The sequence below is a fragment of the Vibrio caribbeanicus ATCC BAA-2122 genome (assembly GCF_000165125.1).
GTDB lineage: Bacteria > Pseudomonadota > Gammaproteobacteria > Enterobacterales > Vibrionaceae > Vibrio > Vibrio caribbeanicus.
Window position 1 is genome coordinate 86980 of record NZ_AEIU01000068.1, and the last position, 25675, is coordinate 112654.

Consider the following 25675-nt stretch of genomic DNA (forward strand, 5'->3'; position numbering starts at 1 on the left):
GCTTTTGCTATCAATCTTTACTGGGCATCTCCTCTGTCTCACTACGAACCCACAAATCTGCATATTTAACAAACGTTGAGTGAGCCGATAGCAATGATAGTAAGAAGCCTTGTTTACCATCTAAAAAGCCTGCTTTAACCACGTACATCTTAATAAAGCAGCCTAGCGCGTGAAGAATGCCTTGTGAAATACTGCTTTTTTTGCCTTTTTTTTCACGTTGCTCTGCCCAAGCTTTGGCATATCCTGCCGATTTAACCAAGTAATGGTGTATATCATTATAGGTAAAGTGGATCAGGTCACCGCTGAGGTTTTTTACTTTCATATTTGATGAAACTTCGACTTTTTCATGTACCAATGCATCGTTGTATTGAGTCAGCTTAGTTGGATATAAACGTAACACGCGATCAGGATACCAGCCGCAATGACGAATATAGCGGCCAAAAACCCAGCTTAATCGTGACATTTGGTAAATCGTATCGAGGTTGTTTTGGCCAACCGCAGCTAAAATGCTCGACTTAAGCTCTGGCGTTACTCGCTCATCAGCGTCAAGCCAAAGGAGGTAATCGGATTCGACGTAAGATTGTGCCAGCCTGCGTTGAGGACCAAAACCAGGCCAATCTTGATTGACAAAAAATTTATCGGTAAAGGTGCGGGCGACCCGCTCGGTTCCATCACTGCTTCCAGAGTCTAGAATAACGATTTCATCCACCCAATCATGGACAGTTTCCAAACAAGCTTGAAGGTGCTTTGCTTCGTTTTTAACGATAAGTGCAACGGCAATAGTTGGTTTACTCACTGTGGTTCCTCTGGAGTGGGCGGTTGTAGTGCTAAGTCAGTGACTATTTTATCAAACATCGAGATAACTTGTTGTGGCCGAATGCGCTGCATCGCATTTTTGTCTTTGACTCGTGCACGCCAGTTGAGTTCATTTGATGGCTTTCCTGTCTCTGCTTGGATGGCTTCTTCGTAGGCAGAAACTACGTACTGGCGATATTGATATGGTCCAGTTCGCTCAGGGTTGTGGTGTGCATAGAGGCCAATTACAGGGGTGTTGACCGCATTAGCCATATGTGCAGGACCGGTGTCTGGTGCAATCACAAGCGTTGCTTTATCCAGTAAGGCGAGCATCTGTTTTAAAGAGCTTTGTCCGACTTGGTTAGACACCTCAATGCTGAGCCGTTGTTCAATTTTTGCAGCTAAGTCAACTTCGATTTGAGCCGGGCTGCCAGCAAGAATGATATTCCACCCTGCGGTAGCAGCATGCTCAATAAGCTGCGCATAACCTTGTTCTGTCCAGTTTTTGTACGCTTTACTCGCTCCGGGCACAACAACCAAATTGGGTCTGCTTGAACTGAGGTGTTTCTTTGTCCAGACTAAATCGTCGCTTGAGTAGCTAATGTCCCATGTGGGGGACATATCTTTAACACCTAGTATTTCACCAAAGGCAAGCAACCCATCCAACACATGCATTGTGTTGGGGGAAGGGACTTTAACATTGGTAAACAAGGTCTGAAAATCTTGGCTGCGAGTAGAGTCAAAGCCGAGTTTATACTGTGCATTGATTCCCAATGTGGCAATACTGGCTCTTAGCGCGTATTGCATATGCAAAAGTGCGTCAAACTTATAGCCCCTCAGGGTTTGCCAAAGCTGTTTGTAACCTGATAAGCCCGATTTCTTGTCAAATATAATCACTTCAACATTATCTAGACCATCAATTAACTTGGCTTCTAGCGCTCCAGTAATCCAAACGATCCGTGTTTGGGGCCAGTTGCGCAGAATTGCTTGAACGGCTGCAACCGTATTACAGACATCTCCGATGGCAGACAAACGAAGTATACAGATAGATTTGGGAGGCGAAGTAAACAGAGCCATAACAACGGATTTTTGAACACAGATGTCCAAGATTATGCAGAGAGCGAGATTAAATGTAAAATACTAGCGTAATTTTAGTTAGAGACCTCCCTTTATGAATTCCCTAGCCTTAGACAATGAAATGGTTTGGTATGACCCCGAATTAGTAAGTGCTGATTTGGTTGAGATGTTCGACCCAAGTTACTGGCAAGAAAAACAAAAAGTAACTGGCAGTGCCAATGGACGTGGAACAACATGGTTTGTTGACCTGGATCATCTAGAGGGAGCCCTGCGCCATTATCGTCGAGGGGGGATGTTGGGTAAGTTAATCCAAGACAGCTATCTTTTTTCTGATTGGGAATCGACACGTAGTTTTCAAGAGTTTCAGCTCTTAAACATCATGAAGGACGCGGGTCTTCATGTGCCAAGACCGATTGCCGCTCGCGCAGTAAAAAGGGGGCCCTTTTATACTGCAGACTTGTTGAGTGAAAAGATTCCTAAGTCACGTGATTTAGTTTCTATCTTACAAGAGGCTCCTCTTCCGGCAGAGATTTATCAAAAAATTGGTCGAGAGATTAGGAAGATGCATGACCTTCAAGTCAATCATACTGATCTTAATATCCACAATATATTGATCGATGATAATGATAAAATCTGGCTGATTGATTTTGATAAATGTTATCAGCAGACCGGCGATGGTTGGAAGATAAGCAACCTGGCTAGACTCAAACGCTCTTTTGAAAAAGAATTGCACAAACGAAACATACACTGGTCCCACGAAGATTGGTGCTATTTAGGGTTCAAGGTAGGCATATGAAAATTTTTAAAAGCGATCGAGTGCGGGATTTTCTCGGTTAACAATTTTATATCAGAGACCTATTTACATGGTATCCCGAGTGTTGGCATCCATGCCTTACGCAATTTATGCTCCCAACGATATAGAGGGTACAATTCAAGGCAAGTTAACCTAACTAACGTGCCTTTAATTTTTAAAGCTACGCGAGAGCAGCATCGATTCTATCGGTTCCTGGGAAATGTCTTTCTGGAATCGGAAAATGCTGAGGCAACTCAAAAAATAAGTTACGAGCATTAATTTATCGATAGAAGATTATTGTCAAGATTCTGTTTTGAATGGTCATAAGTTTGTAAGTAAATCCTTGGGTAACATCAAATTTTTCAGCATTTTTTATGGTTATTTGTTACCGATGGTTATAATGGCGTGCCTTAGAGGTCCTATTTTAAAATACCATGAATTTCGAAGATATAACTTTTGTGACACAAGGCCCAGTACACCCGACTATCACAAAACGCTCAATTTCAGCAATTAGAGAAATATTTCCAGGAAGTAAAGTGATTCTCTCAACTTGGGAAGGGCAAGATGTCTGTGGTATTGACGCTGACGAGATTATATTTAATAAGGATCCTAGTTCATCGATCTTCGTTTATAGCAAGAAGAATGAAGCGATTAAAGTGAATATTAATCGCCAGATTACCTCTAGTTATCAGGGCCTGAAGGCAGTTAAAACTAAATATGCGGCCAAGTTAAGAACTGACAACATTCTCTTCAACACCAATATCATCAAGATTTTTGGTCAATATCCAAGACGTGACGAACAATTTTCATTTCTCAATCAGAGATTAGTGTGCTCTAACTGTTTTGCAAAAGAGTTTGAACGTGGCCTCCCAATTCCTTACTTCTATTCAGATTTGTTTCAATTCGGTGAGACAGAGGACCTTTTGAAAGTATGGAGCATCGATCACTTTCCGGACTATGAGTACAGAGAGGCTTTTTGTGGAAAAAAACAGCATGAACATTACCCTAGAGACAGTATTCATGTTGAACAGAAGATTTGGAGCAATTTTGTCAACCAGTTCATTCCAGCCAAACTGGTTGATGAGCATGGCTGTAAGCGTGACATAAAGAACTCACGTAACATCATGATTAACAATTTAATTGTTGTTGACGCCGATATTCTTGGATTACAACTACCAGAGCGTTTGCAACAGAATAATGGTTACCCTTATGAATACCACACTTATCAACGATGGCAATGGCAGTATGAAAAGGCGTATGGAGAGTGTTTAGGTGTTCCCTTCGCATACAAGATAAAGTGGTCTTTTGCGATGTCGTGGAAATGGCTACGCAAAGGGATACGCCTAAAAATTCGAAAGGCACTAAAAAGATAAACAAAGCATAACTAGAGAGTAATATTTCTGGCCTTGAACGTAGCAATTTCTTTATTGCTAACTTTTGTATATAGCGACTCTAAAAAGTCTGCAGCACTATTTTCAAAACAAAGACCTGAAAAGTCTAAATATGAATATTGCCACCATTTAAACTCTACAAGCTTTTTGATAAGTTCTTTGTCAAATCGGTAGCGAATAATTTTAGCTGGTACACCTCCAACAATGGTATAAGGGGGAACGTCTTTGGTTACTACTGCGTTAGCCGCGATGATGGCGCCATCTGAGATGGTAATTCCTGGTTTCAGGGTGACATTTTGGCCTATCCAAACATCATTACCAATGTTTAGCTTGCTGGCTTCAATTGAAGCAAAGGTCTCGATTCTTCCTTCGTTAACGCCGAAGAGGTCACAATATGTGACTGGACTAGCCGTGATTCTCTCGAAAGGATGTTGAAATCCAAGTATTTCTAAGCCCTTTGCTATTGATGTATATCTTCCAACTGTTGCATAGTTTGGCAAAACTGAGTGAGAGTAGGAAAAGCTGCCCATGCTCCAGATGTACTTAGACTTTGGATAAATACAGGATTCTTCGATTACTATCGGTTGTTCACAGGCAGATACTTTTCCCCAATAATGGCGGGGAGATAATGAGATGTTAAGGTTTTTAAGTTGTCTTCTTTGTTGAAATGAGAGAAAAAATTTTCTGTTATGCATGTACCTAGCCTTATCCAAAAAAGAAGCGTAATACTTTAGACTCGTATTTTTTTAGAGCTCGCTTGAGACGCTTTTTATCCCAAGTTCTTTTTTTGATTCCGGCAAACTCTTTCCAATCAGCAAGATCGATTTCTTGTGATAAGTTGCCACGATGATAAAACCGTTCTGTTACATCTAGCCCAAGGTTTTCTGGTAAATCGACGATGAGGTTGCTGGCAATAAAATGCTTCCAATAGTTTTCCCCTAGCCCAGCATCGTCTCCAGCTTTGACTGTGAGTTTATAATTTTCGCCTAATAAATGAGAAATCCACTTTAAGCACAAAAACTGTTCAGTCGCAGGGTAGCGCGATTTATAGCCGGCTTTCTTACTAAAGTGTAGTGTTGGCACAAAATTACCATCCCAAATCTTTAGTAAGTCTTGTGTTTCACCAAAATCAAAGAGGTCACTTTTATGAAAGTGGGTATCTTGACCTGCATGAGACAAGAGGAAAAAGGTGCTACTCGTAACGACACGTGAGTTGAGCAAGCTATATTGGCTTTCTCTCTTTATCTCTGAATATCTCTCATACAGTTCAACAAAGCCTCTGCCCATGAGTTGATTATCAGTTCTCATTTTTACGGCAAATTTGGTTTTTACTGCCGCTAAACCCATATGTGAGCTATACAGTTGGCGGTTATTATTAAGTTGAACTTGCTTCTCACCATAGAAAATGAAATTAGGGCCAGGATCCTCAAGTTCAAGCACTTGATCATAATCTAGGCCTTCGAAAGGCTGTCCAGCCCAAGTAGAAAGTATAATTTTAGACTCTGGGAAATGGGCTCTAATAGAGCGAAGGCATTGTTCAGTGATGCCTGAAAGCTGTTTGCGCTCTTGACTGGCCTGAACTGGCCCTTGAACAACAAACGTAATATCTTTATCGGCTATTTGAGTCATATTAGTCTCTGGCAAGAAAATCGGTGTATTCGTCTGGAGTACCGCAGAAAACTACGTCATCTCGCTCGATCAGATGGTAGTGAATATCAGCCCCTTTTTCGATCATTAGGTTGTAAAGTGGTGCAATGTAAAGTTCGCCTTTTTCCCATTCCTCTTGCGGCTTGGCAACGTATTCTTGATATACACTTAAATAGATATGCTTGCTACAAAAGTGATAAAGGCCTGTACTGCAAAGATCGGATATTGGGTTTTTCTCAGTGGTTTTGATGACTCTGGTTGAGCCCTTTTTTTCAGGAAGGGCAAAAGACCAGTTATCACCAGAGCCCTTGAATACCTCTAGATAACCACTGCCTTTTTTACTCACATCAGGAAACTCAAAGTTAGGTCTGAAGGTGTCAATATTAAAAACAGTTATAGGTTCTTGATAGTCACGACGCTGTTGCTCTAGTAACTTTAAGCCTAAGGCTACTGTTTCTGCTTGCCCTCTCGTTTCTTGCTCTAAAACAACAATATAGAATTTTTCTATGCCGAGTTTATGCGCTCTGGTTCTGACAAAGTCTTCCGTTTCATAAATATCTCTGACGATAAATAGAAAAGGCAATGAGGAAAAGTAGGCTTGAAAGCTTTTTACTGAGTGATCAAATAAGGTGTCGCCATGGGCCTCAAGCATATATTTTGGTTTAGTGTAGCCCGCTTTAAAAAATCTCGAGCTCATACCAGCCATTGGGATCACTATCATTGTTCTAATCTCTGCAATATTTGATGTAGTCTAAATGCATTCGCGAATAAAGCATCTTGTCGATTCTTATCATCGGCGTGAAGTGGTAGCATAGAAAGGAAAAGTTGAATCTGCATCGCATATAGATTTTGCGCCGTAATACCAAACTCCTCTTCAACTAATTCTACAAAGACTTGCTGTGTTTCCCTATGCAAGCCGCCATCAGCAATGTCTAATTTTATCTTATTGTTTTCTATAGAAACTTCATAGTATCCTGCGACAATCCAATCGTATAAGCCTAGTACTGAATGGCTTAATTTTGCGATATCATAACATACATCACCATAGATAGTTTGGTGCCCATCAGGCGTCATACCTCTAGGATCTATGGTTTTGATTTTACTCGATCGGAAGTCATATAAAATGTTGCTAAAGCAGAAGTCACCGTGTAAAACCCCAACTGTTTTTTGAGCATCAGGCAGATGTTTCTCACTATTAGTAAGGATTTCGTTTAGGCTTGTCTCATGGCCTTGAAAAATCCATGGACTACTTAGATCTATTTTTCGCGACTGACAAAACTCCTCAAGTCGTGTTGGTGTTTTACTGCCAAACAACATATCCAGCGTGTTGGCGTGAATATCACCAGCCATATTTTGCTTACTGCATTGTGAAAGAAATATTATGCAGTCAGTCAAAATTTGCTTCCAAACTTGCGTCGGAAGTTTTGAGAAAACGAACAACTCATTTAAAGCGGTAAGGTGCAGGTACTCGAGTTTATATGAAATTTTACCTTGCTTATTGCTACTACCCATATACTGTGGCACGTAACCACGCAAGGAATAAGGCAGTGTTTCAAACCAGTTAGCTTCTGCTGCGATTTTGTTATTTTTAGCACTGGCTTTTTCAATCCACTTTGGTGTGATTGTAAGTTCATTGAATGCTCTTTGGGTGGTGTGTTCCGCTTTTGAGCGGTAGTATGTATTAACATGTCCAAAATCAAGCCAACCATTTGAATCGACAGGTGTCAGTCCTACTACCTGATGATAGCGGTTGAGTCCCTCGATAAAACTCCATTCACTTTGGGTAATGCAGCGTATTAACTCTCGCGGCTGACTAAATTTGAAGTATCCATCAATGATGCGGTTCGATTCTATGCTTTGACGTTGTTCGTTATCCTTCAGCCAATGTGCAGTATCATCGGTTAAGACAGCCCAGTTATAACTGTCTTTTGCTGTAGATACGCTAGCAATGTCATCACCGGTGGGGATCTGAGAAAATAATGTATCACCATAAAGAACGTGTAAGGGCATACTAAGTGAGTGCCCACTGATGTTTACGGAAGCTACCAGAGACGCGCCTAAACTTAGGCCATCGGGTATGCTAATTAGGTTGACCCTCTTTTTATTGAGCCACTTCTTATCTACAGTTGATACTGAATATGTTTCAGGCACCGATAGATAGACTTCGACACCTTCAGGCGCTAAATCAACTTGATGTTGAAAAAGACGCCGGTTACCGAGTGGTAAAAAGCTAGGTGGAATATGCCCAAACTCAGACTCTAATTCCTGTCCGACATATGCACCGGACATGATTAAGAACATACTGTTTCCTTTTCAAGCAACTGATTGATCTCTTCAAATGATAAGTTCGCAAATTCAGAAGGTCGCACAGCACGATCATCGATATAAAATCCGTCATGACCACACCAAGGTTTACCCACCAAGATTTCATCGTAGGGAACATTATGCTCATCTAGCCATTCTGTAATGATCGGTAAAGTATGAATATTAATCTTACCGATGTTCCCCTCGTAGGTTCGCATATTTCGCGCAGTGGAGATGACAATCTCAAAACCTTGTTCTTTATAACGCACTAACTGTTGGATTACATCAAGGCGGGGTAGGACGCGTTTGTAGTCAGAAGTGTTAGCTTGTGTGAGGGTACCGTCTAGGTCAACGATTAACTTTTTCATGACTTTATTCCTAGTTTAATTCAAGCTGAGCAAGTGATCTCTCAATCGCTCCAGTATTATGGCTCACTACGCTTAATGCTTGTTTGGCACTATGTTCTCTTGCTTGTTGGTTGGTGAGCCATAGCGTGAGCTGTTTGACAATCTCTGCTTTGTCCCGAAGGATTATACATGCACCAGCACTTTCTAGTGTGTGAGTAATATCCGTAAAGTTGTAATAGCTGGGTCCTGTGATGATTGGTTTTCCCAAAGCAGCAGGCTCTAGTAGATTATGCCCGCCTACTTTTTTTCCTATTAAACTCCCTGCCATAAAGCAAACGTCAGAGGCCTGTAGTAGAGTGAGCATTTCTCCCATAGTGTCGCCAATATATACTTGCGTGTTGGGAGTAATTGGCTGTTTACTACTGCGAGTCACTGTCGAGAAACCAGTTTGTTCAGAGAGCTTGAGAACAGTGTTAAATCGTTCTGGATGTCTTGGAACAATAATTAATAAGGCCTCAGGGATGATACTCAGTAACTGCTGATGAACGGAGAACAAAACTTCGTCTTCTCCTTCATGAGTACTTGCTGCAATCCATATTGGACGTTGCTCACCCAACTGTGCTCTCAGAGCATCTCCATCCTGCAAAATATCGTCTGTGATCGTAATATCAAACTTTATTGAGCCAGTGATAGTTATATTATGCCTATTTACACCTAGTCCGATAAAACGTTCGGCATCTGTGTCAAATTGACACAGTACTTTTGATAACCGCCTTGTCATCGGTCGTACCAGTGGCATTACTTTGCGATAGCCAGTGTAGGACTTGTTAGAGAGCCGCGCGTTGAGTATGGTAGTTGGTATGCCTGATTTTGAAACGGCATTCACAGTATTAGGCCAAAGTTCTGTTTCGACGATGATGAATTGGCAAGGCCGAATTATACGCAAAAAGCGATTTATCGCGAAAGTAAAGTCTATTGGCGTGTATCTATGTGAGATAAGATCTCCTAGTCGCCGTGCTTGTTCAGCTCCCGTAGGTGTAGTCGTGGTTAGAAGAATGGGAAGATCCGGTTTGATTGTCTTCAGTCTTTTGATAAAAGGAATGACAGCCAGAGTCTCACCGACAGAAGCGGCATGAATCCATATGGGACGGTCTTGAGACTCTAATGAAGGGGTAATGCCAAAGTGCTCTTTCCAACGTTTCCCTACACTGGGCTTTCCTTTTTTTTTCTTATAAAGGCTGTATAGGAAAAATGGAGCGGCTAAGACAAGTAAGAGTGTATAAAACCAACGAAATACCAAAGTGATAGTCCTATAATCTACTTTTTGATTAAGTCATCAGGATCTAAATGAGTCCACTTTCCACGCGGCTTATCCATATACTGAAAGTACTCATTGGTAAATGTACCTTGAATACAGACATGATTACGGTCTCGAGATGTTACCTTGCTTTCCCGAGATGTTACCTTGCGTTCTTCCAGAACTCTATTCAACACAATAGGGCCCGTCGTATCGTAAACGCCTTTGGCTCGCTCACCTTGAGCATAATTAATAACATTATCTACAATAAGGTCTAGCGCTTCTTTAAATATAGGGTTGTTGGGCTCAGTAGCTAGAAAGTAGTTAGTGTATTCAGTATTTTTTTTGATTTTAATAAATAAACACGATTCTACGTTAGATAGTAGCCGCTTCAGTGGCCAGACTAGAGTTGCATCGATGTCCATATATACCCCCCCTTCGTTATGTAAGACAGCTAAGCGCCATACATCAGCCTGAGCAGCTCCATCAGTGAGCTTCATGTAGTTCTCATATACTTCTGTTGACGCACTATTTTTAAGGTACTCTTCACGACCCTCGGTACTGACGTATCGATATTCATAGTCAAGTGACATCAATCGATTGAAGAGATAGTTCAAATAGACTGGTAGTGTTGATTTATTCGAAAAATTGGTCTGCCAGATAATCTTTGTCACAGCACTTTTTCGATTAGTGCGAATTTTTGCGGGGGAGTATTCAGGTATGGTAAAGCGCAATTTTGGAAACGCAAAGTGAAAAGGATATGACAGCACTTTAAATAGATTACCAATAAGACGAATTGACCTGTTGGCTATCATTATTGGGAGGTTTTTCATAATTTGCCTTTATATTTTATGTATTACTGCCCTAGCGTGTCGCTGTATCGGCAGGTTTTTGGGTGCTTAACGCTAGCTCATCATCCATTACTGTTCTAACGAAGTTTAGTGTTGTTCGATAAACTCTTTTAGGACATCGATAACTATGTTTGGTTCCAGTTTATTGAGGCAGTCTAAATGGCCAAGAGGGCACTCTCTTTTAAAACAAGGTCTACAGTCTACATTAGTGTGTACCATTCTTAGCTTCTCTGTAAGGGGAGGGGTGTATCTTGGTGAACTTGAGCCGTAAATAGCGACGATATTACAACCAACCGCAGAAGAAACGTGCATTAGCCCAGAGTCATTACTGACCACTGTGTGGCATGCTGCTAGTAGGTCGACAGCTTCGATCAGAGATGTTTCACCGGCTAGATTAAAACATAAATCAGCTTGCTCGTTCGATAACTTTGAGCGAATGAGTTCGCAGACTTCTCTATCTTTAGCTGAGCCAAATAGCCAAACCTGATAACCATTTTCTATTGCAAACTGCGCGACTTGTGCATAATAGGGATCCGGCCAGCGTTTTGCTGGCCCAAATTCTGCTCCCGGGCATAGACCAATGACTGGTCTTAAGTTAGTAAGTTTTAAACGCGACTTCGCTTGCTGTTGATTTTTCGGATCGATTTGTAGAGTAGGTTTCGGGCAGTTTTCGAGTTTTACTGCATCAAGCATAGTGGCTCTAGAATAAGCCAGGGCTACATACCTTTCTACCATGTATTGGAAAACGCGTTTGTTTGGCCGTAAGTCATTAAGGAGACCATAGCGCATTTCACCTTTCCAACCCGTTCTACTTTTTATCCTCGCAAAAAAGGGAATGAGCGCAGATTTGGCCGAGTTGGGCAGTACTAAAGCATGGGTGTAGTTATTGGCTGCGAGTTTTCGAGCGAGTTGCCATCGTGTCTTGAGGCTGAATTCGCCATGGCCTATGGGCATTTCTATCGCTTGGTTTATTTCAGGCATACGCTCTAAAATAGGTTTACACCAAGCCGGTGCTAAAACGTGAATCTCGGCATTTGGGTGCTGTTGTTTTAATACTGAATATAGGCTCTGCGACATAACCATATCACCTACCCAAGACGGACCAACAATAAAAAACTTCATGATAATCCTGTGCTTTTTATATTGGCAGCGTGCCTTTCGACAGAAATCTGTGCAAAAAATATACTCAACATAAATCCATAGAAAAAACCGATTAGGTTTGCAGTAAGAAGAACTTCAGTTAGACCAAAAATAATAAAACCTGATACAAATACAGATCCAGAAAATGCCCAATCAGACGATGTCTCTCTATAATGACGAATCATCAATATCAGAGGGATAAAAAGAGAGGTCATGATCGTTACAATACCGAGAATACCATTACTGGCGATTAGCTCAAAATATTGACTATGTGCATGGCCTCGCTGTACTTTTGAGGCGCGCTCTCCTAATTTTCCTTCCAAAAATAACTGGTGATTGAGTTCTTGTCTTTCACGAAAAGATAATCCGAAAACAGGACTTTTCTTGAATGCTTCAGTAGCGCCAAACCAGTACTGTAGTCTATCTCCTGATGAGGCCGCCCTGTTTATATGACCATTGGCAATGTTGGAGAATTCCGTCACTGTATAATCGATTCGATTTTTTACATTTGAAGAGTATTGATAGGATAAAATACAGATAGAGAGAAAAGCGACGATAGCCGCCACTAAAAATTTTGGATTTATACTTTTTAGTTGAAAAATGGGAAAAAGAATTAATAGGAGAGGTATTGCAAAGATTGCCCCTCTAGTGAACGTTAGCACAGCGGAAACAGCACTGAGGAAAAATGCAGCGGCTAGCCACAGTTTGTTATTTGATTTGATACTCAATGAAAGTGCTAAAAAAGCTAGACTACAGGCTAAATAACCAAAGTTGATACTAAAGAGAAAGCCATCCACTCTTGGCATTCTCAAAAAATAGAATTGATAGCAGGCTAATGCGAAGGCACCCAATGAGCCCAGAATAACTCCAATTTCCAAATACTTTCTGATAGGAATTGATTTTTTCTTGAACAAATCAATGAGAGCCAAATAAACAGGGATAGCGGCTAAAAGTCTAACGCCACCCTGAAAATACCGACCTGTGTCACCGTCGTAGATGGTGATAGGAATGCTACCTATAAAATACCAAGCAAGACAGAAAATCACTATTTTGTCGAATCTTTGAAGTTGTATTTTACATCCATTACTCAGAAGGTAACCAATGGAAGCGATCGTAATGAATCCGATTATTACAACACTGGCATTAGGCGTTGTTAAAAGAAGAGTGGGTATTAATAAACAGGACCAACATACCACTTTTGTATAAAATGACTGGTAAGTATTTAGCATCTAAATTTTCACTTTACTTTTTTGAAAAGGTAGCTTCCACGTATTTTCCGCCAAAGGCCAAAAACACTTGTTCTCGGAAAAATTGCGATTCTACGTATTTGAAATTTATCACCATGTACATGAATGGGACCACTATCGGTTGCAACAGCATATTGATAGCCAATTTTTGAGGCAATATTTTTGGAATCTTCATTGAGCGAACCATACGGGTAGGCAAAAGACGTTAATCTTTTTCCAATCATACTTTCTAATGCGACCTTATTATCATAAATCTCTTGCTCTTGTTCCGCTGACGTTAAACGACTGAGGTCAGGGTGTGTCACTGTGTGACCACCAATCTCAACCAGTCCAGATTCAGACAGTTCTTTGACTTGCTCTGGGCTCATAAGTTCAACCTGTTTTTCTGGGTTCGATGGAACCTCAACATCCCAACGATTGAATGTTTCTCCAGAAACTGTATATATCACAGCTTTAAAGTTGTATTTCTTGAGAAGAGGAAAAAGCAGTTCATAATTATCCTTGTAGCCGTCATCTACCGTGATAATGATATAGCGTTTTCCATATTCTAGCCTGCAGATTAACCCTTTCTTTGCTAGGTCTTCGAAAGTAATGGGTTCAAATCCCATTTTTTTTATCAGTTTTAGATGCTTATCCAGCATGTCAATATGAAGATAGGTGCCGTGAACGCCCTTTTCAGAGTCATTTTTGATAAAACGGTGATACATGATGATCGGCATTTCTTTACGCAACTTTTGCACGTAAACGCTTTGATAAATATCTTCTATTTGGTCGACGACAATAGACAGGTCATAGTTTTCTTTTACTGTTTTAGTGACTCCACTGTCGCAGTGCTTGTTTTTTAAACCAAACTCAATTTGTTGAGGGATTTGGGTAAAATCGATGTTTAGGTCTTTGGGGCCAATATCGCCAAAATTAGATCTGATTGCCTCTTGAATATTATTCTGGTCAACCAGTCCAATCGACTCAGACTCACCCACAGCAAGTGTAGGGCGACCACAAAGTAAAGATTCCATCGCGACTCGACCAGCGCCTATAACTAAGTCAGAGGTTGCTAAAATCGAGGTGATGTTATCTGAATAGCCACTGAATTCTACTTGATGAGTAAACTTATCAAAACGGGGTTCAATATCAGAGCCTGAGACTATTCTTACGTGATACTTGTTTGTATCCAAACATTCGTCCAGCAGCTTATAACAAAGATCGCCTTTGGGGCCAGTCAGTCGTCCAATGATAGATATAATTGGTTTGTTGTTTTGAGGGGCTCCGAGCCAATGAAACTCCTCTGTTTCTATACCGTTTCTACTTACCTCTAAAAGACTTTTAGAGACTCCTAGATCATTTACTAGTTGCTCTTCAATTGACTCGCATACGGGAAGCGCTTTATCCCCCATGGCATGAAATTTTTTGCGTGACGGGTGTACAGGCTGCCTTCCATGAACGCTGGTAACCATAGGTGTCTGCGTTATCTTACAGGCAATATGGCAACTCCAGCTGGAAGCTCTGGAATGTGCATGAACCAGTTGAATTTTGTGCTTTTTAATCAGATAGATTAAGTAGGCGACATGCCAAAAGCGACGAGGAATACTACGTTTGTTGAAACGAAGTTTAAAAAATTGCCCTGTGTATGGTTTCGTCAGTGTATCCGATACGTAGTAGACGCTATGGCCTCGTTTAGTTAGCTGATTTCCAACAGTTGTTGCGTACACTTCAGCACCAGTAACTTCTAACTGAGAAAGTGCCATCAAAATATTCATTTGTTAACCCACGAAACCATTAAGCGCAATATTCTAACCTGTAAATATTCAGAGTTCAAAGATTGAACTCTGAATAGACGGAAAACAGAGCACTACGCGTTGATAATCGACATATATTCGGCAACACCTTCAGCAACAGTTTTAAAATGATGACTGCAGCCAGCTGCGCGCAGTTTGGTGAGATCAGCTTGGGTATATTCCTGATAAGCACCTTTCAAGTGTTCTGGAAAGGGGATTGTCTCTACAGTACCCTGACCGTGGAACTTTATCACTGCCTTAGCAACTTCTTCAAATGACTCTGCATTACCCGTACCTAAATTGAAGATTCCAGAACTACCATTTTCCATAAACCAAAGGTTTACCGCGGCCACGTCACCGACGTAAACAAAGTCACGTTTAAAAGATTCGCTACCTGCAAACAATTTAGGGTTCTCACCTGCATTCATTTGGTTATTTAGATGAAAAGCAACTGATGCCATCGAGCCTTTATGTTGTTCTCGGGGACCGTAAACATTGAAATAACGAAACCCCGTTATTTGAGAAAGCTTTTCTCCATGTTCTTCAGCATCTTGCCAAATACGTCGCACGTAGTTATCAAATTGCTGTTTAGAGTAGCCGTATACGTTCAGCGCACCTTCATACTCTTTTTCTTCAATGAAAGTATTTGTTTCACCATAGGTAGCCGCAGATGAAGCATAAAGGAAAGGAATCTCACGCTCTAGACAATAATGCAAAAGTTCTTTTGAATACTCATAGTTATTAAGCATCATGTACTTACCGTCCCACTCAGTTGTCGCAGAGCAAGCCCCCTCATGGAAAATTGCTTCGATATGACCAAAGTCATCACCAGCCATGACTTGAGCTAGAAAGTCGTCACGGTCCATGTAGTCAGTGATATCTAGATCAACCAAGTTCTGAAATTTCTTACCACTCTTAAGGTTGTCGACTACCAAAATGTCGTTAATGCCTTTTTCATTGAGGGCTTTAACGATGTTGCTGCCGATCATGCCAGCGCCACCAGTTACGATGATCATAACCTTTCCTTCTCTAGTATCTGTTTTTTTGATTCTATCAAGATAGCCCAGTGGTTAAAATATCTAAAACTTATGTTTTGAATATTACTCTAGGGCTCGCACAGAGTTCAGAGTTTGTGTATCATACAATATTAAAACTTATATTTAATCGTCGACCCTGCCTTAGGTGTAACACTCTGATGGGCTTTGGTTCCACTGGTAATAACAAGGTAAATAAGTGAAAATTTTGGTAACAGGTGGCGCTGGCTTTATTGGCTCAGCAGTTGTGCGTCACATAATTGAAAGCACTAACGATAGTGTTGTTAACGTTGACTGCTTGACCTATGCTGGTAACTTAGAATCTTTAGCTAGTGTAGAAAATAATGAGCGATATGTTTTTGAGCAAGTAAATATTTGCGATAGAGCAGAGCTTGATCGAGTTTTCTCTGAATATAACCCAGATGCAGTTATGCATTTAGCAGCAGAGTCCCATGTTGATCGGTCCATTACTGGTCCTGCTGCTTTTATTGAAACTAATGTAGTCGGTACCTATACCTTACTTGAGGCTACTCGCGCTTATTGGAACGATTTAAGCTTAGATGCAAAGCAATCTTTCCGTTTCCACCACATTTCCACCGATGAAGTGTATGGCGATCTTCCGCACCCTGATGAGTTTGATGCTGGAACAGAGTTACCTATGTTCTTAGAGACAACTCCATATGCTCCATCTAGCCCGTATTCAGCTTCAAAAGCATCTAGCGACCACCTTGTTCGAGCATGGTTGCGTACTTATGGTCTTCCTACTATTGTGACAAATTGCTCAAATAACTATGGACCATATCACTTCCCTGAAAAGCTGATCCCACTTGTCATTTTAAATGCTTTAGAAGGCAAAGAGTTACCGATTTATGGTAAAGGTGATCAAATTCGAGATTGGCTATTCGTTGAAGACCACGCACGGGCTCTTTATAAAGTAGTGACTGAAGGGGGCATAGGTGAAACTTACAATATTGGAGGTCATAACGAAAAACGAAACCTCGAAGTTGTTGAAACTATTTGCTCTATCTTGGATGTATTAGTGCCGAAAGATTCGCCTTATGCTGAACAAATAACCTATGTACAAGATCGACCGGGGCACGATCGTCGCTATGCGATTGATTCTTCAAAGATGCAACAAGAGTTAGGTTGGACTCCAATAGAAACATTTGAAACGGGCCTTAAAAAAACTGTCCAGTGGTATTTAGATAACCATAAGTGGTGCCAGAACGTTCAAGATGGCAGCTATCAACGTGAACGCTTAGGTGTGGAGTAAAGGTATGAAAGGCATTGTATTAGCTGGTGGTTCAGGCACTCGTTTGTATCCTATTACTAGAGGAGTATCTAAGCAGTTGCTTCCTGTATATGACAAACCTATGATTTATTACCCGCTTTCAACTCTTATGCTAGCTGGCATTCGCGATGTTTTGATTATTACTACCCCTGAGGATAATGAGAGCTTCAAAAGACTTTTAGGTGATGGCAGTGATTTTGGTATAAACCTAGAGTATGCCGTGCAGCCATCTCCAGATGGTCTCGCTCAAGCGTTTATTATTGGTGAAGATTTTATTGGTGATGATAGCGTGTGTTTAGTCTTAGGTGACAATATCTTTTATGGTCAATCCTTTAGCTCTACTCTTGTTAATGCAGCGAATCGAGGAACTGGTGCGACAGTATTCGGTTATCAAGTGAAAGATCCTGAACGCTTTGGTGTTGTTGAGTTTGATGAAAATATGAAAGCTATTTCTTTGGAGGAAAAGCCCAAGGCTCCGAAGTCTAATTATGCTGTTACCGGTCTTTATTTTTATGACAATCGAGTAATTGAGTTTGCCAAGCAAGTCAAACCATCTGATAGAGGTGAGTTAGAGATAACTTCGTTGAACGAAATGTATCTAAATGATGGGACTCTTAACGTGGAGCTACTTGGTCGTGGTTTTGCTTGGTTGGATACAGGAACACACCAAAGCCTACATGAAGCTTCTTCTTTCGTCCAAACCATTGAAAATGTTCAGGGATTAAAAGTTGCTTGCCTAGAAGAAATTGCATGGCGTAATCACTGGTTAAGTGATAAAGAGCTGATGACATTGGCGACACCTATGCTTAAAAACGAGTATGGAAAATATCTAATGGATTTAATCGAAAAGTAATTATGAGCCTACTTAATTTTTATGACTTTAATGTTCTCGGTGATTCTAGAGGGGCACTTGTGTCCATTGAGGCGGAGAGAAGTATACCTTTCGAAATTAGACGGGTTTACTACATTTTTGGTACGCAGAAAGGGGTCGCTAGAGGATTTCATGCACACAAAGAACTACAGCAAGTGGCGGTTTGTTTGGCGGGAAGCTGTAAGTTCTTAATGGACGATGGAAAACATAAGGAAGAAACGGTTCTTGATTCTAATTCGCAGGGGCTACTTATTGATGTAATGCAATGGCATGAAATGTATGACTTCTCAGAAGATTGTATATTAATGGTCTTAGCTAGCGATCATTATGATGAGAGTGATTATATTAGAAGCTATGATGAATTTTTGAGAGAAATAAAATAAGCATACATACTGCAAAGTCGGACGCCAGAAAGTTATTACTGGTGTAGTTGAAATCTATATTCCAGAGAAAGAAAAATGATTCCATTTCTTGACCTTAAGTCAATTAATCAAACTTATCGAGACGAACTAACTAGTGCATGTCAAAGGGTTATCGATTCTGGGTGGTACATCATGGGTACCGAAGTTAAAGAGTTTGAGAAGGCCTTTGCCGATTATTGCGGTGTGGCGTATGCACTAGGCGTTGCTAGTGGTTTAGACGCTCTTTCCTTAGTGCTTAGAGCATGGAAAGAGATGGGGAAAATTAATAGTGGTGATGAAGTAATTGTACCTGCCAACACTTACATCGCATCTATTCTGGCGATTAGTGACAATGGATTAGTGCCTGTTCTCGTTGAACCGTGTGAAGAGTCGTATAACCTTACGGAAGATGGTATTAGGAAGGCGATTACTGAAAAACTAAGGTAATACTTCCCGTTCACCTCTATGGCAATATTTCTCCTATGGAGGAAATTATGGATATTGCTGATGAGTTTAATCTTCTAGTATTGGAAGATTGTGCTCAATCCCACGGCGCCTCGATACAATCAAGGAAAGCTGGATCTTGGGGTGATGCGGGAGCCTTTAGTTTTTATCCAGGCAAGAACTTAGGGGCACTAGGTGATGCTGGTGGAATTACGACAAACGACGAAGAGTTGATGAGTGTGGTAACAGCCCTGAGAAACTATGGCTCGCACACTAAATATGAGAATAGGTATAAAGGTGTCAACTCCCGCTTAGATGAAATGCAAGCTGCGATGTTGAGAGTTAAACTCAATTACTTAGATGGTGAGACGAGTCGACGTAAGCAAATTGCTCAATACTACAATCAACATATTGATAACAGTTTAGTTTTAAAACAACCATACGTCGACTCTGCTGAGAATCATGTATTCCACCTTTATGTTATACAAGTTGAAAATAGGGCTGATTTTGTGGCGTATCTTGAAAGTCGAGGGGTGCATACGATGGTTCACTACCCAATAGCCCCACATAAGCAGCAGGCATATCCCGAACTTGGCCACTTGTCCCTACCTGTTACAGAAAAAATTCATCGCCAAGTTGTAAGTCTTCCTATGGGGCCAACAATGACTGATGAACAAGTCGCTAGCGTCGTAGAAGTTGTCAACAGCTATGTATTGAGAGCGTAATGAAGGTTACTAAAACGAACTTAGATGGCTGTATCGTTATTGAGCCAGATGTATATGGAGATGAAAGAGGCTATTTTTTTGAGAGCTTTCATGAAGAAAAATATCGTGAAATTGGCATCAAAGAAACTTTTGTCCAAGATAATTTTTCAAAATCTTCAAAAGGAATATTAAGAGGTTTACATTCGCAGCTCAATAAGCCGCAAGGAAAGTTGGTTTCTGTCACTAAAGGTGAGGTTTTTGATGTTGCAGTTGATCTGAGAGAAACCTCTCCGACATTTGGTAAGCATTTTTCAATTGTTCTTTCTGATAAAAATCACAAGCAGCTGTATATACCACCAGGCTTTGCTCATGGTTTTTTGACGCTTTCTGACGTCGTACATTTTGGTTATAAGTGTACCGACTTTTATGACCCTGAAGATGAACTTGGCATTCTTTGGAATGATGCTGATCTAGATATTGACTGGCCTACAGATACTCCACAACTGTCGAAAAAAGATAAAGAGCAGCCAAGTTTTCAAGAGTATTTGAACATATTAAAAGGCCTAAAGAAATGAAAAAGTGTCTTGTAATTGGTGGTAGAGGCTTCATTGGAAGCCAAATTGTTAACGATTTAGAATCAAGTGGATATGATGTAGATATACCTGAAAGAGGTGATGTTAGCTTTTTTCAAACTTCTTATGATGCCATTGTATACGCTGCTGGTTACGGTGTGTGTACTAAGCCTATTGATGTAATTGAAGCTAACGTTAACTTTTTTAATGAAGTTTTATTTAAAGCTAATTATGAACATCTTATTTACATTTCTTCAACTAGATTGTATATGTCGACGCCAAATACAAATGAAGAGATTGACCTGCATGTGCCGCAAAATGATGAAAGAAAGCTTTTTAACTTGTCTAAGTTAGTCTCTGAAGAAGTCGCTAGGCTTTCTGGGAAAAATGTTACAGTGATAAGACCAAGTAATGTTTATGGTACAGCATTAAATAGTAATCTGTTTTTGCCAATGATAATTAAAAATGCTCTGACTCATAATAAAATAGATATGTATGTAGAGCCTGAATATGAAAAAGATTATGTGTCTTTGGATGATGTGTCGCGTTTTGTTATTAAGTGTGTAAATGACGGTTTTAAATATTTCAATGTTTACAATGTTGCTTCTGGTGTGAATGTTTCTGCGAAATCTATCGCTGAAATAATTCAGCAAGAAACCAATTGTCAAGTTAACTGGCATGATGGCTTTGTAGGTGAAGTGTTTACGCCAATAAATATTGATAAGTCAAAGAGAAACTATAGCTTTAAGCCTAAACATTTATTGGACGAACTACCAGGTATAATCTCCGGCTTTAAAGAAGCTCTTTCTAAACAGGCGAACTAGTGAACTTTGCATCTACTACTTTATTTACAGTTGCACAAACTGTGATGAAAATGCTAGCTGGTTTTGTAGTTATCAAGATAGTAGCTTCATTATCTGGCCCAGAAGGAATGTCTAACCTTGGTGTTGTGCAAAATGTAAACCTTATTTACGTGATGCTTTGTGGCGGTATTATGGCTACAGGTATAACAAAGAATATTGCAAGTAATGACCGAAATAAAAGCCTGTTTGGGATTTTTAATTCTGTAAAGAGTTTGGAGTCTAAGTTATCTATTATTGCGTCTATTATAGTCGTTATTGTTATTGTATTGTTGTATTTTTTGTCGTCACATGATTATCAAAATTTAATGCTTTTGATAATAATATCACTTGTATTAACGTTCTTTCATGCAAAAGTTCTAATTTATATTTCAGCTCTAAATGGTCTTTTTAAAATACGAGAGTTGTCTGGGTTACATATTTTAGCATCGGTGTTTACAATAATCATTAGTACGGTTACTTATTATTTGTATCCAGACTGGAGGCTTGCTGTTGTTAGCTTGCCACTCGGGTATGCTATCGTTTTTTTTATAATTAGAAAAGAAAGAAATCGATTGTATAGGTATTACAATCGCATCGAAATTAACAAGAGCGCTAAGGAAAGTATCCAGCAATATGCTATTTTTGGGGTGATTAGCGCAATCTGTTTACCTACATCTCAACTGATTATAAGAACTTATATTGCGAATGATATCTCAGTGCATGACTCTGGTATTTGGCAAGGTGTGATCCGGTTTAGTGAAGTGTACCTTGTATTAATATCTTCAGCTTTATCTGTTTATTTGATACCAAAAATATCAAATATGAAGGATGGTAAATGCATTAAGAGGTTGGTATATCATTTCGTTGGCATTGTTTCACTTGTCTCAATTGCCGGAATGTTCGCTATATATTCTATGAGAGAGTATATAATAGTAATTCTGTTTGATGATACTTTTGAAGAGATGGCATCTCTTTTTCTATATCAGTTGCCAGGCGACTTTTTTAAGATAATCTCATGGGTTTTCGCATTTTCTATGCTCGGTTTGGGTAGCGTAAAAAAGATGTTGATCTTAGAGGTAATATTCTCACTCACCTATGTTGTTCTCTCTATATTGGGAGTCAATGTATTGGGTGTGAAAGGTGCTGTCGTAGCGTACAGTATAAATTATGTACTATATTTTTTCGCTATTGGTATTATATTTGGAGTTGAAGTTGGAAAGCACAAAAAAAAATCAACCTAAGGTCTCTGTTATGATTGTTACATACAATCAAGAAGACCTAATTGGGGAAACTATAGACAGTGTATTGAATCAGGACTACTCAAATTTAGAAATTGTCGTTGCTGATGATGCCTCAACTGATAATACTCCTAATATCATTAAACAGTACTATGATAAATATCCAGACATTATTGTGCCTGTATTGAACCAAACTAACCTAGGTATTACCGGGAACTCTAACGCATCACTTTTTGCTTGTAAGGGAGAACTGATTGCAATTTTGGGTGGTGATGATCTGTTTCTTCCGGGGAAAATATCCAAACAAGTAAAAGTTTTTGATGATCCAGAGGTAGTGCTTTCTTATCACCCAGTAGATGTCTTTTTACATCAGACCAACGAAACCCTATTCCTTACTAATCAAACTGTCAAAGAACAAATTAATGATGTTTATGACATTATTGCAAAAGGAGGAATCCCAGGAGCATCCTCTATTATGGTAAGGGCTTCAGCGTGTCCCGAACATGGCTTTGATCCTAAGTTTCCAGTTGTCTCGGATTGGATTTTCTCAATAGAAACAGCTTACAAAGGTAAAGTAAAAGAAATTCCTGAGTTACTTGGCAGATACCGGAAGCACGGTAAAGGTGCAAGTGAGAGGACTTTTGAGTTATTGGATGAATCTTTATTGACACTTTCTACGATACAGCAACATTATCCAAATGACGAGAGATTGTCAGAAGCGTGCAGTAAAGGAAGATATAGGTATCTTTGCGGAGAACTTTTTCGTCAATTAAGTTCATTGAACTATATGCGATTTAAGTTTGTAGCTGGGAAAATTGCAGAAGATGTTCCAAAGACGAAAAAAGTACAATGGCGAATTATTTCAATATTGACGCTTCACCCATTGTTTTTCAAAACGGCAGGAGTATTCATACCTAAAGTCAAAAGCTTGGTTAAAAGGTTCGTATGATGTTAACTTCACCAATCATTGTATACTTTTTTGCCTGGGGGCTAGTTTTAACGCTTTATGCCCTAGGATTGACAACAAACCTCTTTCCATTTTCTTGGGAAGGCATGTTTATGATCGCTGCCAATTTGGTATCTATGTTTGTGGCTTACTTGTTTACTACTTTGGGGCGACGGAGAAAAAAGATAACGCAGGACTATTTTGGTGTTGTAAAGCAATATGCCAAATTTTTATTTATATTCTGGCTCTTAGGGTCGCTAGTAGAAATTTATCATGGTAGGGGAGTCCCCCTTACTTGGGTGATTTTCGGTACCGGTCGACTGTACACAGAGTTTGGGATTCCTTCATTTCATGGTGTGATGAACGCATGTTACCTGCAACTAGTTACTTCGCTAGCATATCTCGGTTTAGTTCAGAAGAAGAGGATATACTTCTTCTTTATTCTAGTTTTATTAGCTTGGCCAATAATGATGCTCGGTCGAGGTATACTACTTAGTGCGTTGGTTCAGATCACCGTAGTGGCCATGTTCTTTATCAAAGTAAAGCCTAAGTATTTTCTAGCCCTTTTACTTTTGGGGTTGATGTTTATTGTTGGTTTCGGTTTTTTGGGAGATATGAGGCAAAATGCCAATCCGTTTGAGTACCTAGTGAAAGATGACTACAAAGAGATTTTCTCCAGTTTACCTTCAGGCTTTCTCTGGGTTTATGTCTACCTCACCGCCGGCTTATCAAACTTGTTTTACAACTTACCAACGTTGGAGCCGACATATACATTTAATTATAGCTTTTCTAACATGCTGCCTACCATCGTTCGAGAATTTTTCGACATATCCGGGAGGAATGACCTTTTTTTATTCGTCGACCACAACTTGAATACATCGACAGTGTACGCTGGATTTGCTTCTGATTTTTGGATTCTTGGAGGTTTTGTCATGGTAGCACTTATTCAGCTGTTTGCATGTATGGCTTATCGAATTGCAATGTGGGGACGGCCATGGGGGATTTTCGCTTACACAGTATTTTTCCAAATTTTATTATTCTCTATCTTCTATGATATGTTCTTCTTACTTCCTACATTATTTCAGTTAGCTATGACAATGCTACTGTATGCTTATTCGCAATTTGGTTATAGAAAATGAAAAAATTAGTGCTTAGTGACATAGATAATTATCTAATGCTTAGTAGGGGGGAGCATTACTCGGCTAACATGTTTAAGCGATTGATTACCATGATCTCTCCTAGGATGCTTCCAGTACTGTTCGTTAGAATATCAACATCAAATTTACCAATCATAAATCGTATTTTTTCGATAATTAATGTGATGCTATTTGGTATAGAAGTTAATTCGCAATGTCAAATTGGCCGGGGATTATTCTTACCGCATACCAGTGGCACTGTAATAGGTGCCAGAGAAATTGGTGATAATTGCACCATATTTCAGGGGGTTACTCTTGGGGCTAAGAACCTGGATTTTTCCAACGCAGATGATAAGCGCCCTGTAATTGGTAATAATGTAACTATTGGCGCGGGAGCGAAAGTGCTTGGGGGCATTTCTATTGGCAATAATGTTAAGATAGGAGCCAATACTGTTGTAACTAAATCTATACCCGATGGCAAAACTGTCATTGGATCAAAAGCGACAATTATTGGTTCGGGTGATGACGAGTAAAACAAAAGTACTTTTAATATGTCCTCGCTTTTTTGGTTATGAGGAAAGAATTTGCTCTAAGCTTTTGGAGTTAGAATATGATGTCGACCTCATTATTGATACTCCTTCTGATAAGGGAGTTATTAAAGGTCTGATTCGTTTGTTCAGACCGTTGTTTAGAGGTTATATTACAAGAAGCCTTTCTGAAAAAATTAAAGAAGTTGAAAATCAAAATTATAGCAAGATAATTATTGTAAAAGGTGAGTATGTTACTGAAGAAATATTAAGATATATAAAGTGCAGATTCTCAGGTGCGGAATTAATTTATTATAACTGGGATTCTATTAAGAACAGTCCGTACTCTTTAAGCCTTATTGAACAGGTCTCACGAGCATATACGTTTGACTCCTTCGATTCCGAATGTCACAAGAAACTCCAATTATTACCCCTGTTTTATGTGGATGAATATAGGCAAGAGGTTATAGTTGATGACTTAAAATATGATGTGTGCTTCGTCGGTACAGCAAGAAAGGGTCGTTTTAGCTGTATTGAAAAAATATCTTCTTTACAAGAAGAACTCTCATTATGTTTTTACGTTTATGTTCAGTCTAGAATTAAGCATTATATTAATATTTTAATGATTGAGAAATATAGCAAGTTTGACAAGAGGTATATTAATTTTTCTCCTATCACTGCAGTCAAGATAAAAGAGATCTTTGATAGCTCTAAGGCGGTTCTTGATATTCAACATCCATCACAGTCAGGTTTGACCATGAGGACTTTTGAGTGTTTGGCATCTGGAAAAAAACTAATTACTACAAATGAAAATATTAAATATTATGATTTCTATAATGAAGAAAATATCTTTATTTTACGAAATGGCAATATAGGTGAATTACAAAGCTTTATAAGAAAACCATATGTTGAATTAAATAAAGATTTGGTAAAAAAATATAGCTTGGAAAGTTGGTCTAAAACAATCATGGGATGCGACAATGAATGGTAATATTCAAGTGTCAA

24 protein-coding genes and 2 pseudogenes are annotated in these 25675 nt (G+C 39.6%); 13 read left to right on the forward strand and 13 right to left on the reverse strand.

Annotated features, from left to right (window positions below; all coding sequences use genetic code 11):
* Positions 1-10 precede the first annotated feature (10 nt).
* Both RH40_RS08475 and RH40_RS08480 read right to left on the reverse strand, forming a co-directional pair.
* Entirely contained in the window at positions 11-796 is a 786-nt protein-coding gene (locus RH40_RS08475) for a glycosyltransferase family 2 protein (RefSeq protein WP_009601031.1), read from the reverse strand.
* Positions 793-1872 carry a glycosyltransferase family 9 protein gene (locus RH40_RS08480; protein WP_009601032.1) on the reverse strand — a complete coding sequence of 360 codons (1080 nt, stop codon included), beginning with the start codon at positions 1870-1872 and terminating at the stop codon, positions 793-795. Before RH40_RS08480 ends, RH40_RS08475 begins: the two co-directional genes overlap by 4 nt.
* A gap of 94 nt (positions 1873-1966) precedes the next feature.
* Here RH40_RS08480 and RH40_RS08485 point away from each other — a divergent pair, with 94 nt between their 5' ends.
* Positions 1967-2668: a 3-deoxy-D-manno-octulosonic acid kinase gene (locus RH40_RS08485; RefSeq protein WP_009601033.1), complete on the forward strand. Its 702-nt coding sequence runs from the start codon at positions 1967-1969 to the stop codon at positions 2666-2668.
* A gap of 431 nt (positions 2669-3099) precedes the next feature.
* Positions 3100-4038 carry a WavE lipopolysaccharide synthesis family protein gene (locus RH40_RS08490; protein ID WP_009601034.1) on the forward strand — a complete coding sequence of 313 codons (939 nt, stop codon included), beginning with the start codon at positions 3100-3102 and terminating at the stop codon, positions 4036-4038.
* Between the two features lie 140 nt (positions 4039-4178).
* Here the strand turns inward: RH40_RS08490 and RH40_RS21295 are convergent.
* The 11 genes and pseudogenes from RH40_RS21295 to rfaD all read right to left on the reverse strand — a co-directional run.
* Positions 4179-4385, reverse strand: a pseudogene (locus RH40_RS21295) (CatB-related O-acetyltransferase); the annotation flags it as partial.
* A gap of 376 nt (positions 4386-4761) precedes the next feature.
* Complete coding sequence (locus RH40_RS08500) at positions 4762-5685, reverse strand: WavE lipopolysaccharide synthesis family protein (protein WP_009601036.1); 924 nt, start codon at positions 5683-5685, stop codon at positions 4762-4764.
* A 1-nt stretch (position 5686) separates the two neighbouring features.
* Entirely contained in the window at positions 5687-6424 is a 738-nt protein-coding gene (locus tag RH40_RS08505; protein ID WP_009601037.1) for a glycosyltransferase family 2 protein, read from the reverse strand.
* A complete protein-coding gene (locus RH40_RS08510; RefSeq protein ID WP_009601038.1) occupies positions 6421-8004 on the reverse strand; it encodes a hypothetical protein in 1584 nt (527 codons plus the stop codon). Before RH40_RS08510 ends, RH40_RS08505 begins: the two co-directional genes overlap by 4 nt.
* Complete coding sequence (locus tag RH40_RS08515; protein ID WP_009601040.1) at positions 7995-8375, reverse strand: HAD hydrolase family protein; 381 nt, start codon at positions 8373-8375, stop codon at positions 7995-7997. The genes RH40_RS08510 and RH40_RS08515 overlap by 10 nt, the downstream gene beginning before the upstream one ends.
* Before the next feature lie 10 nt (positions 8376-8385).
* Positions 8386-9654 carry a lipid IV(A) 3-deoxy-D-manno-octulosonic acid transferase gene (waaA, locus tag RH40_RS08520; protein ID WP_009601042.1) on the reverse strand — a complete coding sequence of 423 codons (1269 nt, stop codon included), beginning with the start codon at positions 9652-9654 and terminating at the stop codon, positions 8386-8388.
* 17 nt (positions 9655-9671) lie between these two features.
* Positions 9672-10484 (reverse strand): glycosyltransferase family 32 protein, encoded by an 813-nt coding sequence (locus tag RH40_RS08525; protein WP_009601044.1) that lies wholly within the window; start codon positions 10482-10484, stop codon positions 9672-9674.
* A gap of 105 nt (positions 10485-10589) precedes the next feature.
* On the reverse strand, positions 10590-11624 hold the full coding sequence (waaF, locus tag RH40_RS08530) for a lipopolysaccharide heptosyltransferase II (RefSeq protein WP_009601046.1): 1035 nt from the start codon (positions 11622-11624) through the stop codon (positions 10590-10592).
* Entirely contained in the window at positions 11621-12871 is a 1251-nt protein-coding gene (locus RH40_RS08535) for an O-antigen ligase family protein (protein ID WP_009601047.1), read from the reverse strand. Before RH40_RS08535 ends, waaF begins: the two co-directional genes overlap by 4 nt.
* An 8-nt stretch (positions 12872-12879) precedes the next feature.
* Positions 12880-14646: a bifunctional glycosyltransferase family 4 protein/polysaccharide deacetylase gene (locus RH40_RS08540; protein ID WP_039954453.1), complete on the reverse strand. Its 1767-nt coding sequence runs from the start codon at positions 14644-14646 to the stop codon at positions 12880-12882.
* Positions 14647-14738: 92 nt separating this feature from the next.
* Entirely contained in the window at positions 14739-15680 is a 942-nt protein-coding gene (rfaD, locus tag RH40_RS08545; protein WP_009601049.1) for an ADP-glyceromanno-heptose 6-epimerase, read from the reverse strand.
* 217 nt (positions 15681-15897) lie between these two features.
* Here rfaD and rfbB point away from each other — a divergent pair, with 217 nt between their 5' ends.
* The 11 genes and pseudogenes from rfbB to RH40_RS08600 all read left to right on the forward strand — a co-directional run bounded on the left by rfbB (position 15898) and on the right by RH40_RS08600 (position 25661).
* Complete coding sequence (gene rfbB / locus RH40_RS08550; RefSeq protein WP_009601050.1) at positions 15898-16971, forward strand: dTDP-glucose 4,6-dehydratase; 1074 nt, start codon at positions 15898-15900, stop codon at positions 16969-16971.
* Between the two features lie 4 nt (positions 16972-16975).
* Positions 16976-17842 carry a glucose-1-phosphate thymidylyltransferase RfbA gene (rfbA, locus tag RH40_RS08555; protein WP_009601051.1) on the forward strand — a complete coding sequence of 289 codons (867 nt, stop codon included), beginning with the start codon at positions 16976-16978 and terminating at the stop codon, positions 17840-17842.
* Positions 17843-17844: 2 nt separating this feature from the next.
* Complete coding sequence (locus tag RH40_RS08560) at positions 17845-18243, forward strand: sugar 3,4-ketoisomerase (protein ID WP_009601052.1); 399 nt, start codon at positions 17845-17847, stop codon at positions 18241-18243.
* 75 nt (positions 18244-18318) lie between these two features.
* Positions 18319-19430 (forward strand): annotated as a pseudogene (locus RH40_RS08565) (DegT/DnrJ/EryC1/StrS family aminotransferase).
* Positions 19430-19984: a dTDP-4-dehydrorhamnose 3,5-epimerase gene (gene rfbC / locus RH40_RS08570; protein WP_009601053.1), complete on the forward strand. Its 555-nt coding sequence runs from the start codon at positions 19430-19432 to the stop codon at positions 19982-19984. Before RH40_RS08565 ends, rfbC begins: the two are co-directional and overlap by 1 nt.
* Positions 19981-20805, forward strand: a complete 825-nt coding sequence (locus tag RH40_RS08575; RefSeq protein WP_009601054.1) for an NAD-dependent epimerase/dehydratase family protein — start codon at positions 19981-19983, stop codon at positions 20803-20805. Before rfbC ends, RH40_RS08575 begins: the two co-directional genes overlap by 4 nt.
* The gene (locus tag RH40_RS08580; protein WP_009601055.1) at positions 20805-22064 is read left to right on the forward strand and encodes an MATE family efflux transporter; all 1260 of its coding nucleotides are present in this window, start codon (positions 20805-20807) and stop codon (positions 22062-22064) included. Before RH40_RS08575 ends, RH40_RS08580 begins: the two co-directional genes overlap by 1 nt.
* A gap of 10 nt (positions 22065-22074) precedes the next feature.
* The gene (locus RH40_RS20045) at positions 22075-23010 is read left to right on the forward strand and encodes a glycosyltransferase family 2 protein (RefSeq protein WP_158091821.1); all 936 of its coding nucleotides are present in this window, start codon (positions 22075-22077) and stop codon (positions 23008-23010) included.
* A complete protein-coding gene (locus RH40_RS08590) occupies positions 23010-24146 on the forward strand; it encodes an O-antigen polymerase (RefSeq protein ID WP_009601057.1) in 1137 nt (378 codons plus the stop codon). The genes RH40_RS20045 and RH40_RS08590 overlap by 1 nt, the downstream gene beginning before the upstream one ends.
* Entirely contained in the window at positions 24143-24676 is a 534-nt protein-coding gene (locus RH40_RS08595; RefSeq protein ID WP_009601058.1) for a serine O-acetyltransferase, read from the forward strand. The genes RH40_RS08590 and RH40_RS08595 overlap by 4 nt, the downstream gene beginning before the upstream one ends.
* Positions 24666-25661 (forward strand): WaaS/CpsH family glycosyltransferase, encoded by a 996-nt coding sequence (locus tag RH40_RS08600; protein ID WP_009601059.1) that lies wholly within the window; start codon positions 24666-24668, stop codon positions 25659-25661. The genes RH40_RS08595 and RH40_RS08600 overlap by 11 nt, the downstream gene beginning before the upstream one ends.
* The last annotated feature ends 14 nt before the right edge of the window (positions 25662-25675 follow it).

Excerpts from the sequence above, each read along its gene's own strand:
- RH40_RS08490 (WP_009601034.1), top strand. The coding sequence starts at position 3,100 with ATGAATTTCGAAGATATAACTTTTGTGACACAAGGCCCAGTACACCCG.
- RH40_RS08590 (WP_009601057.1), top strand. The coding sequence starts at position 23,010 with ATGTTAACTTCACCAATCATTGTATACTTTTTTGCCTGGGGGCTAGTT.
- RH40_RS08525 (WP_009601044.1), bottom strand. The coding sequence starts at position 10,484 with ATGAAAAACCTCCCAATAATGATAGCCAACAGGTCAATTCGTCTTATT.
- RH40_RS08540 (WP_039954453.1), bottom strand. The coding sequence starts at position 14,646 with ATGAATATTTTGATGGCACTTTCTCAGTTAGAAGTTACTGGTGCTGAA.
- rfbA (WP_009601051.1), top strand. The coding sequence starts at position 16,976 with ATGAAAGGCATTGTATTAGCTGGTGGTTCAGGCACTCGTTTGTATCCT.
- RH40_RS08560 (WP_009601052.1), top strand. The coding sequence starts at position 17,845 with ATGAGCCTACTTAATTTTTATGACTTTAATGTTCTCGGTGATTCTAGA.
- RH40_RS08515 (WP_009601040.1), bottom strand. The coding sequence starts at position 8,375 with ATGAAAAAGTTAATCGTTGACCTAGACGGTACCCTCACACAAGCTAAC.
- RH40_RS20045 (WP_158091821.1), top strand. The coding sequence starts at position 22,075 with ATGATTGTTACATACAATCAAGAAGACCTAATTGGGGAAACTATAGAC.
- rfbC (WP_009601053.1), top strand. The coding sequence starts at position 19,430 with ATGAAGGTTACTAAAACGAACTTAGATGGCTGTATCGTTATTGAGCCA.
- RH40_RS08510 (WP_009601038.1), bottom strand. The coding sequence starts at position 8,004 with ATGTTCTTAATCATGTCCGGTGCATATGTCGGACAGGAATTAGAGTCT.
- RH40_RS08575 (WP_009601054.1), top strand. The coding sequence starts at position 19,981 with ATGAAAAAGTGTCTTGTAATTGGTGGTAGAGGCTTCATTGGAAGCCAA.
- RH40_RS08505 (WP_009601037.1), bottom strand. The coding sequence starts at position 6,424 with ATGATAGTGATCCCAATGGCTGGTATGAGCTCGAGATTTTTTAAAGCG.
- waaF (WP_009601046.1), bottom strand. The coding sequence starts at position 11,624 with ATGAAGTTTTTTATTGTTGGTCCGTCTTGGGTAGGTGATATGGTTATG.
- RH40_RS08600 (WP_009601059.1), top strand. The coding sequence starts at position 24,666 with ATGACGAGTAAAACAAAAGTACTTTTAATATGTCCTCGCTTTTTTGGT.
- RH40_RS08595 (WP_009601058.1), top strand. The coding sequence starts at position 24,143 with ATGAAAAAATTAGTGCTTAGTGACATAGATAATTATCTAATGCTTAGT.
- rfaD (WP_009601049.1), bottom strand. The coding sequence starts at position 15,680 with ATGATCATCGTAACTGGTGGCGCTGGCATGATCGGCAGCAACATCGTT.
- RH40_RS08485 (WP_009601033.1), top strand. The coding sequence starts at position 1,967 with ATGAATTCCCTAGCCTTAGACAATGAAATGGTTTGGTATGACCCCGAA.
- RH40_RS08480 (WP_009601032.1), bottom strand. The coding sequence starts at position 1,872 with ATGGCTCTGTTTACTTCGCCTCCCAAATCTATCTGTATACTTCGTTTG.
- RH40_RS08500 (WP_009601036.1), bottom strand. The coding sequence starts at position 5,685 with ATGACTCAAATAGCCGATAAAGATATTACGTTTGTTGTTCAAGGGCCA.
- RH40_RS08535 (WP_009601047.1), bottom strand. The coding sequence starts at position 12,871 with ATGCTAAATACTTACCAGTCATTTTATACAAAAGTGGTATGTTGGTCC.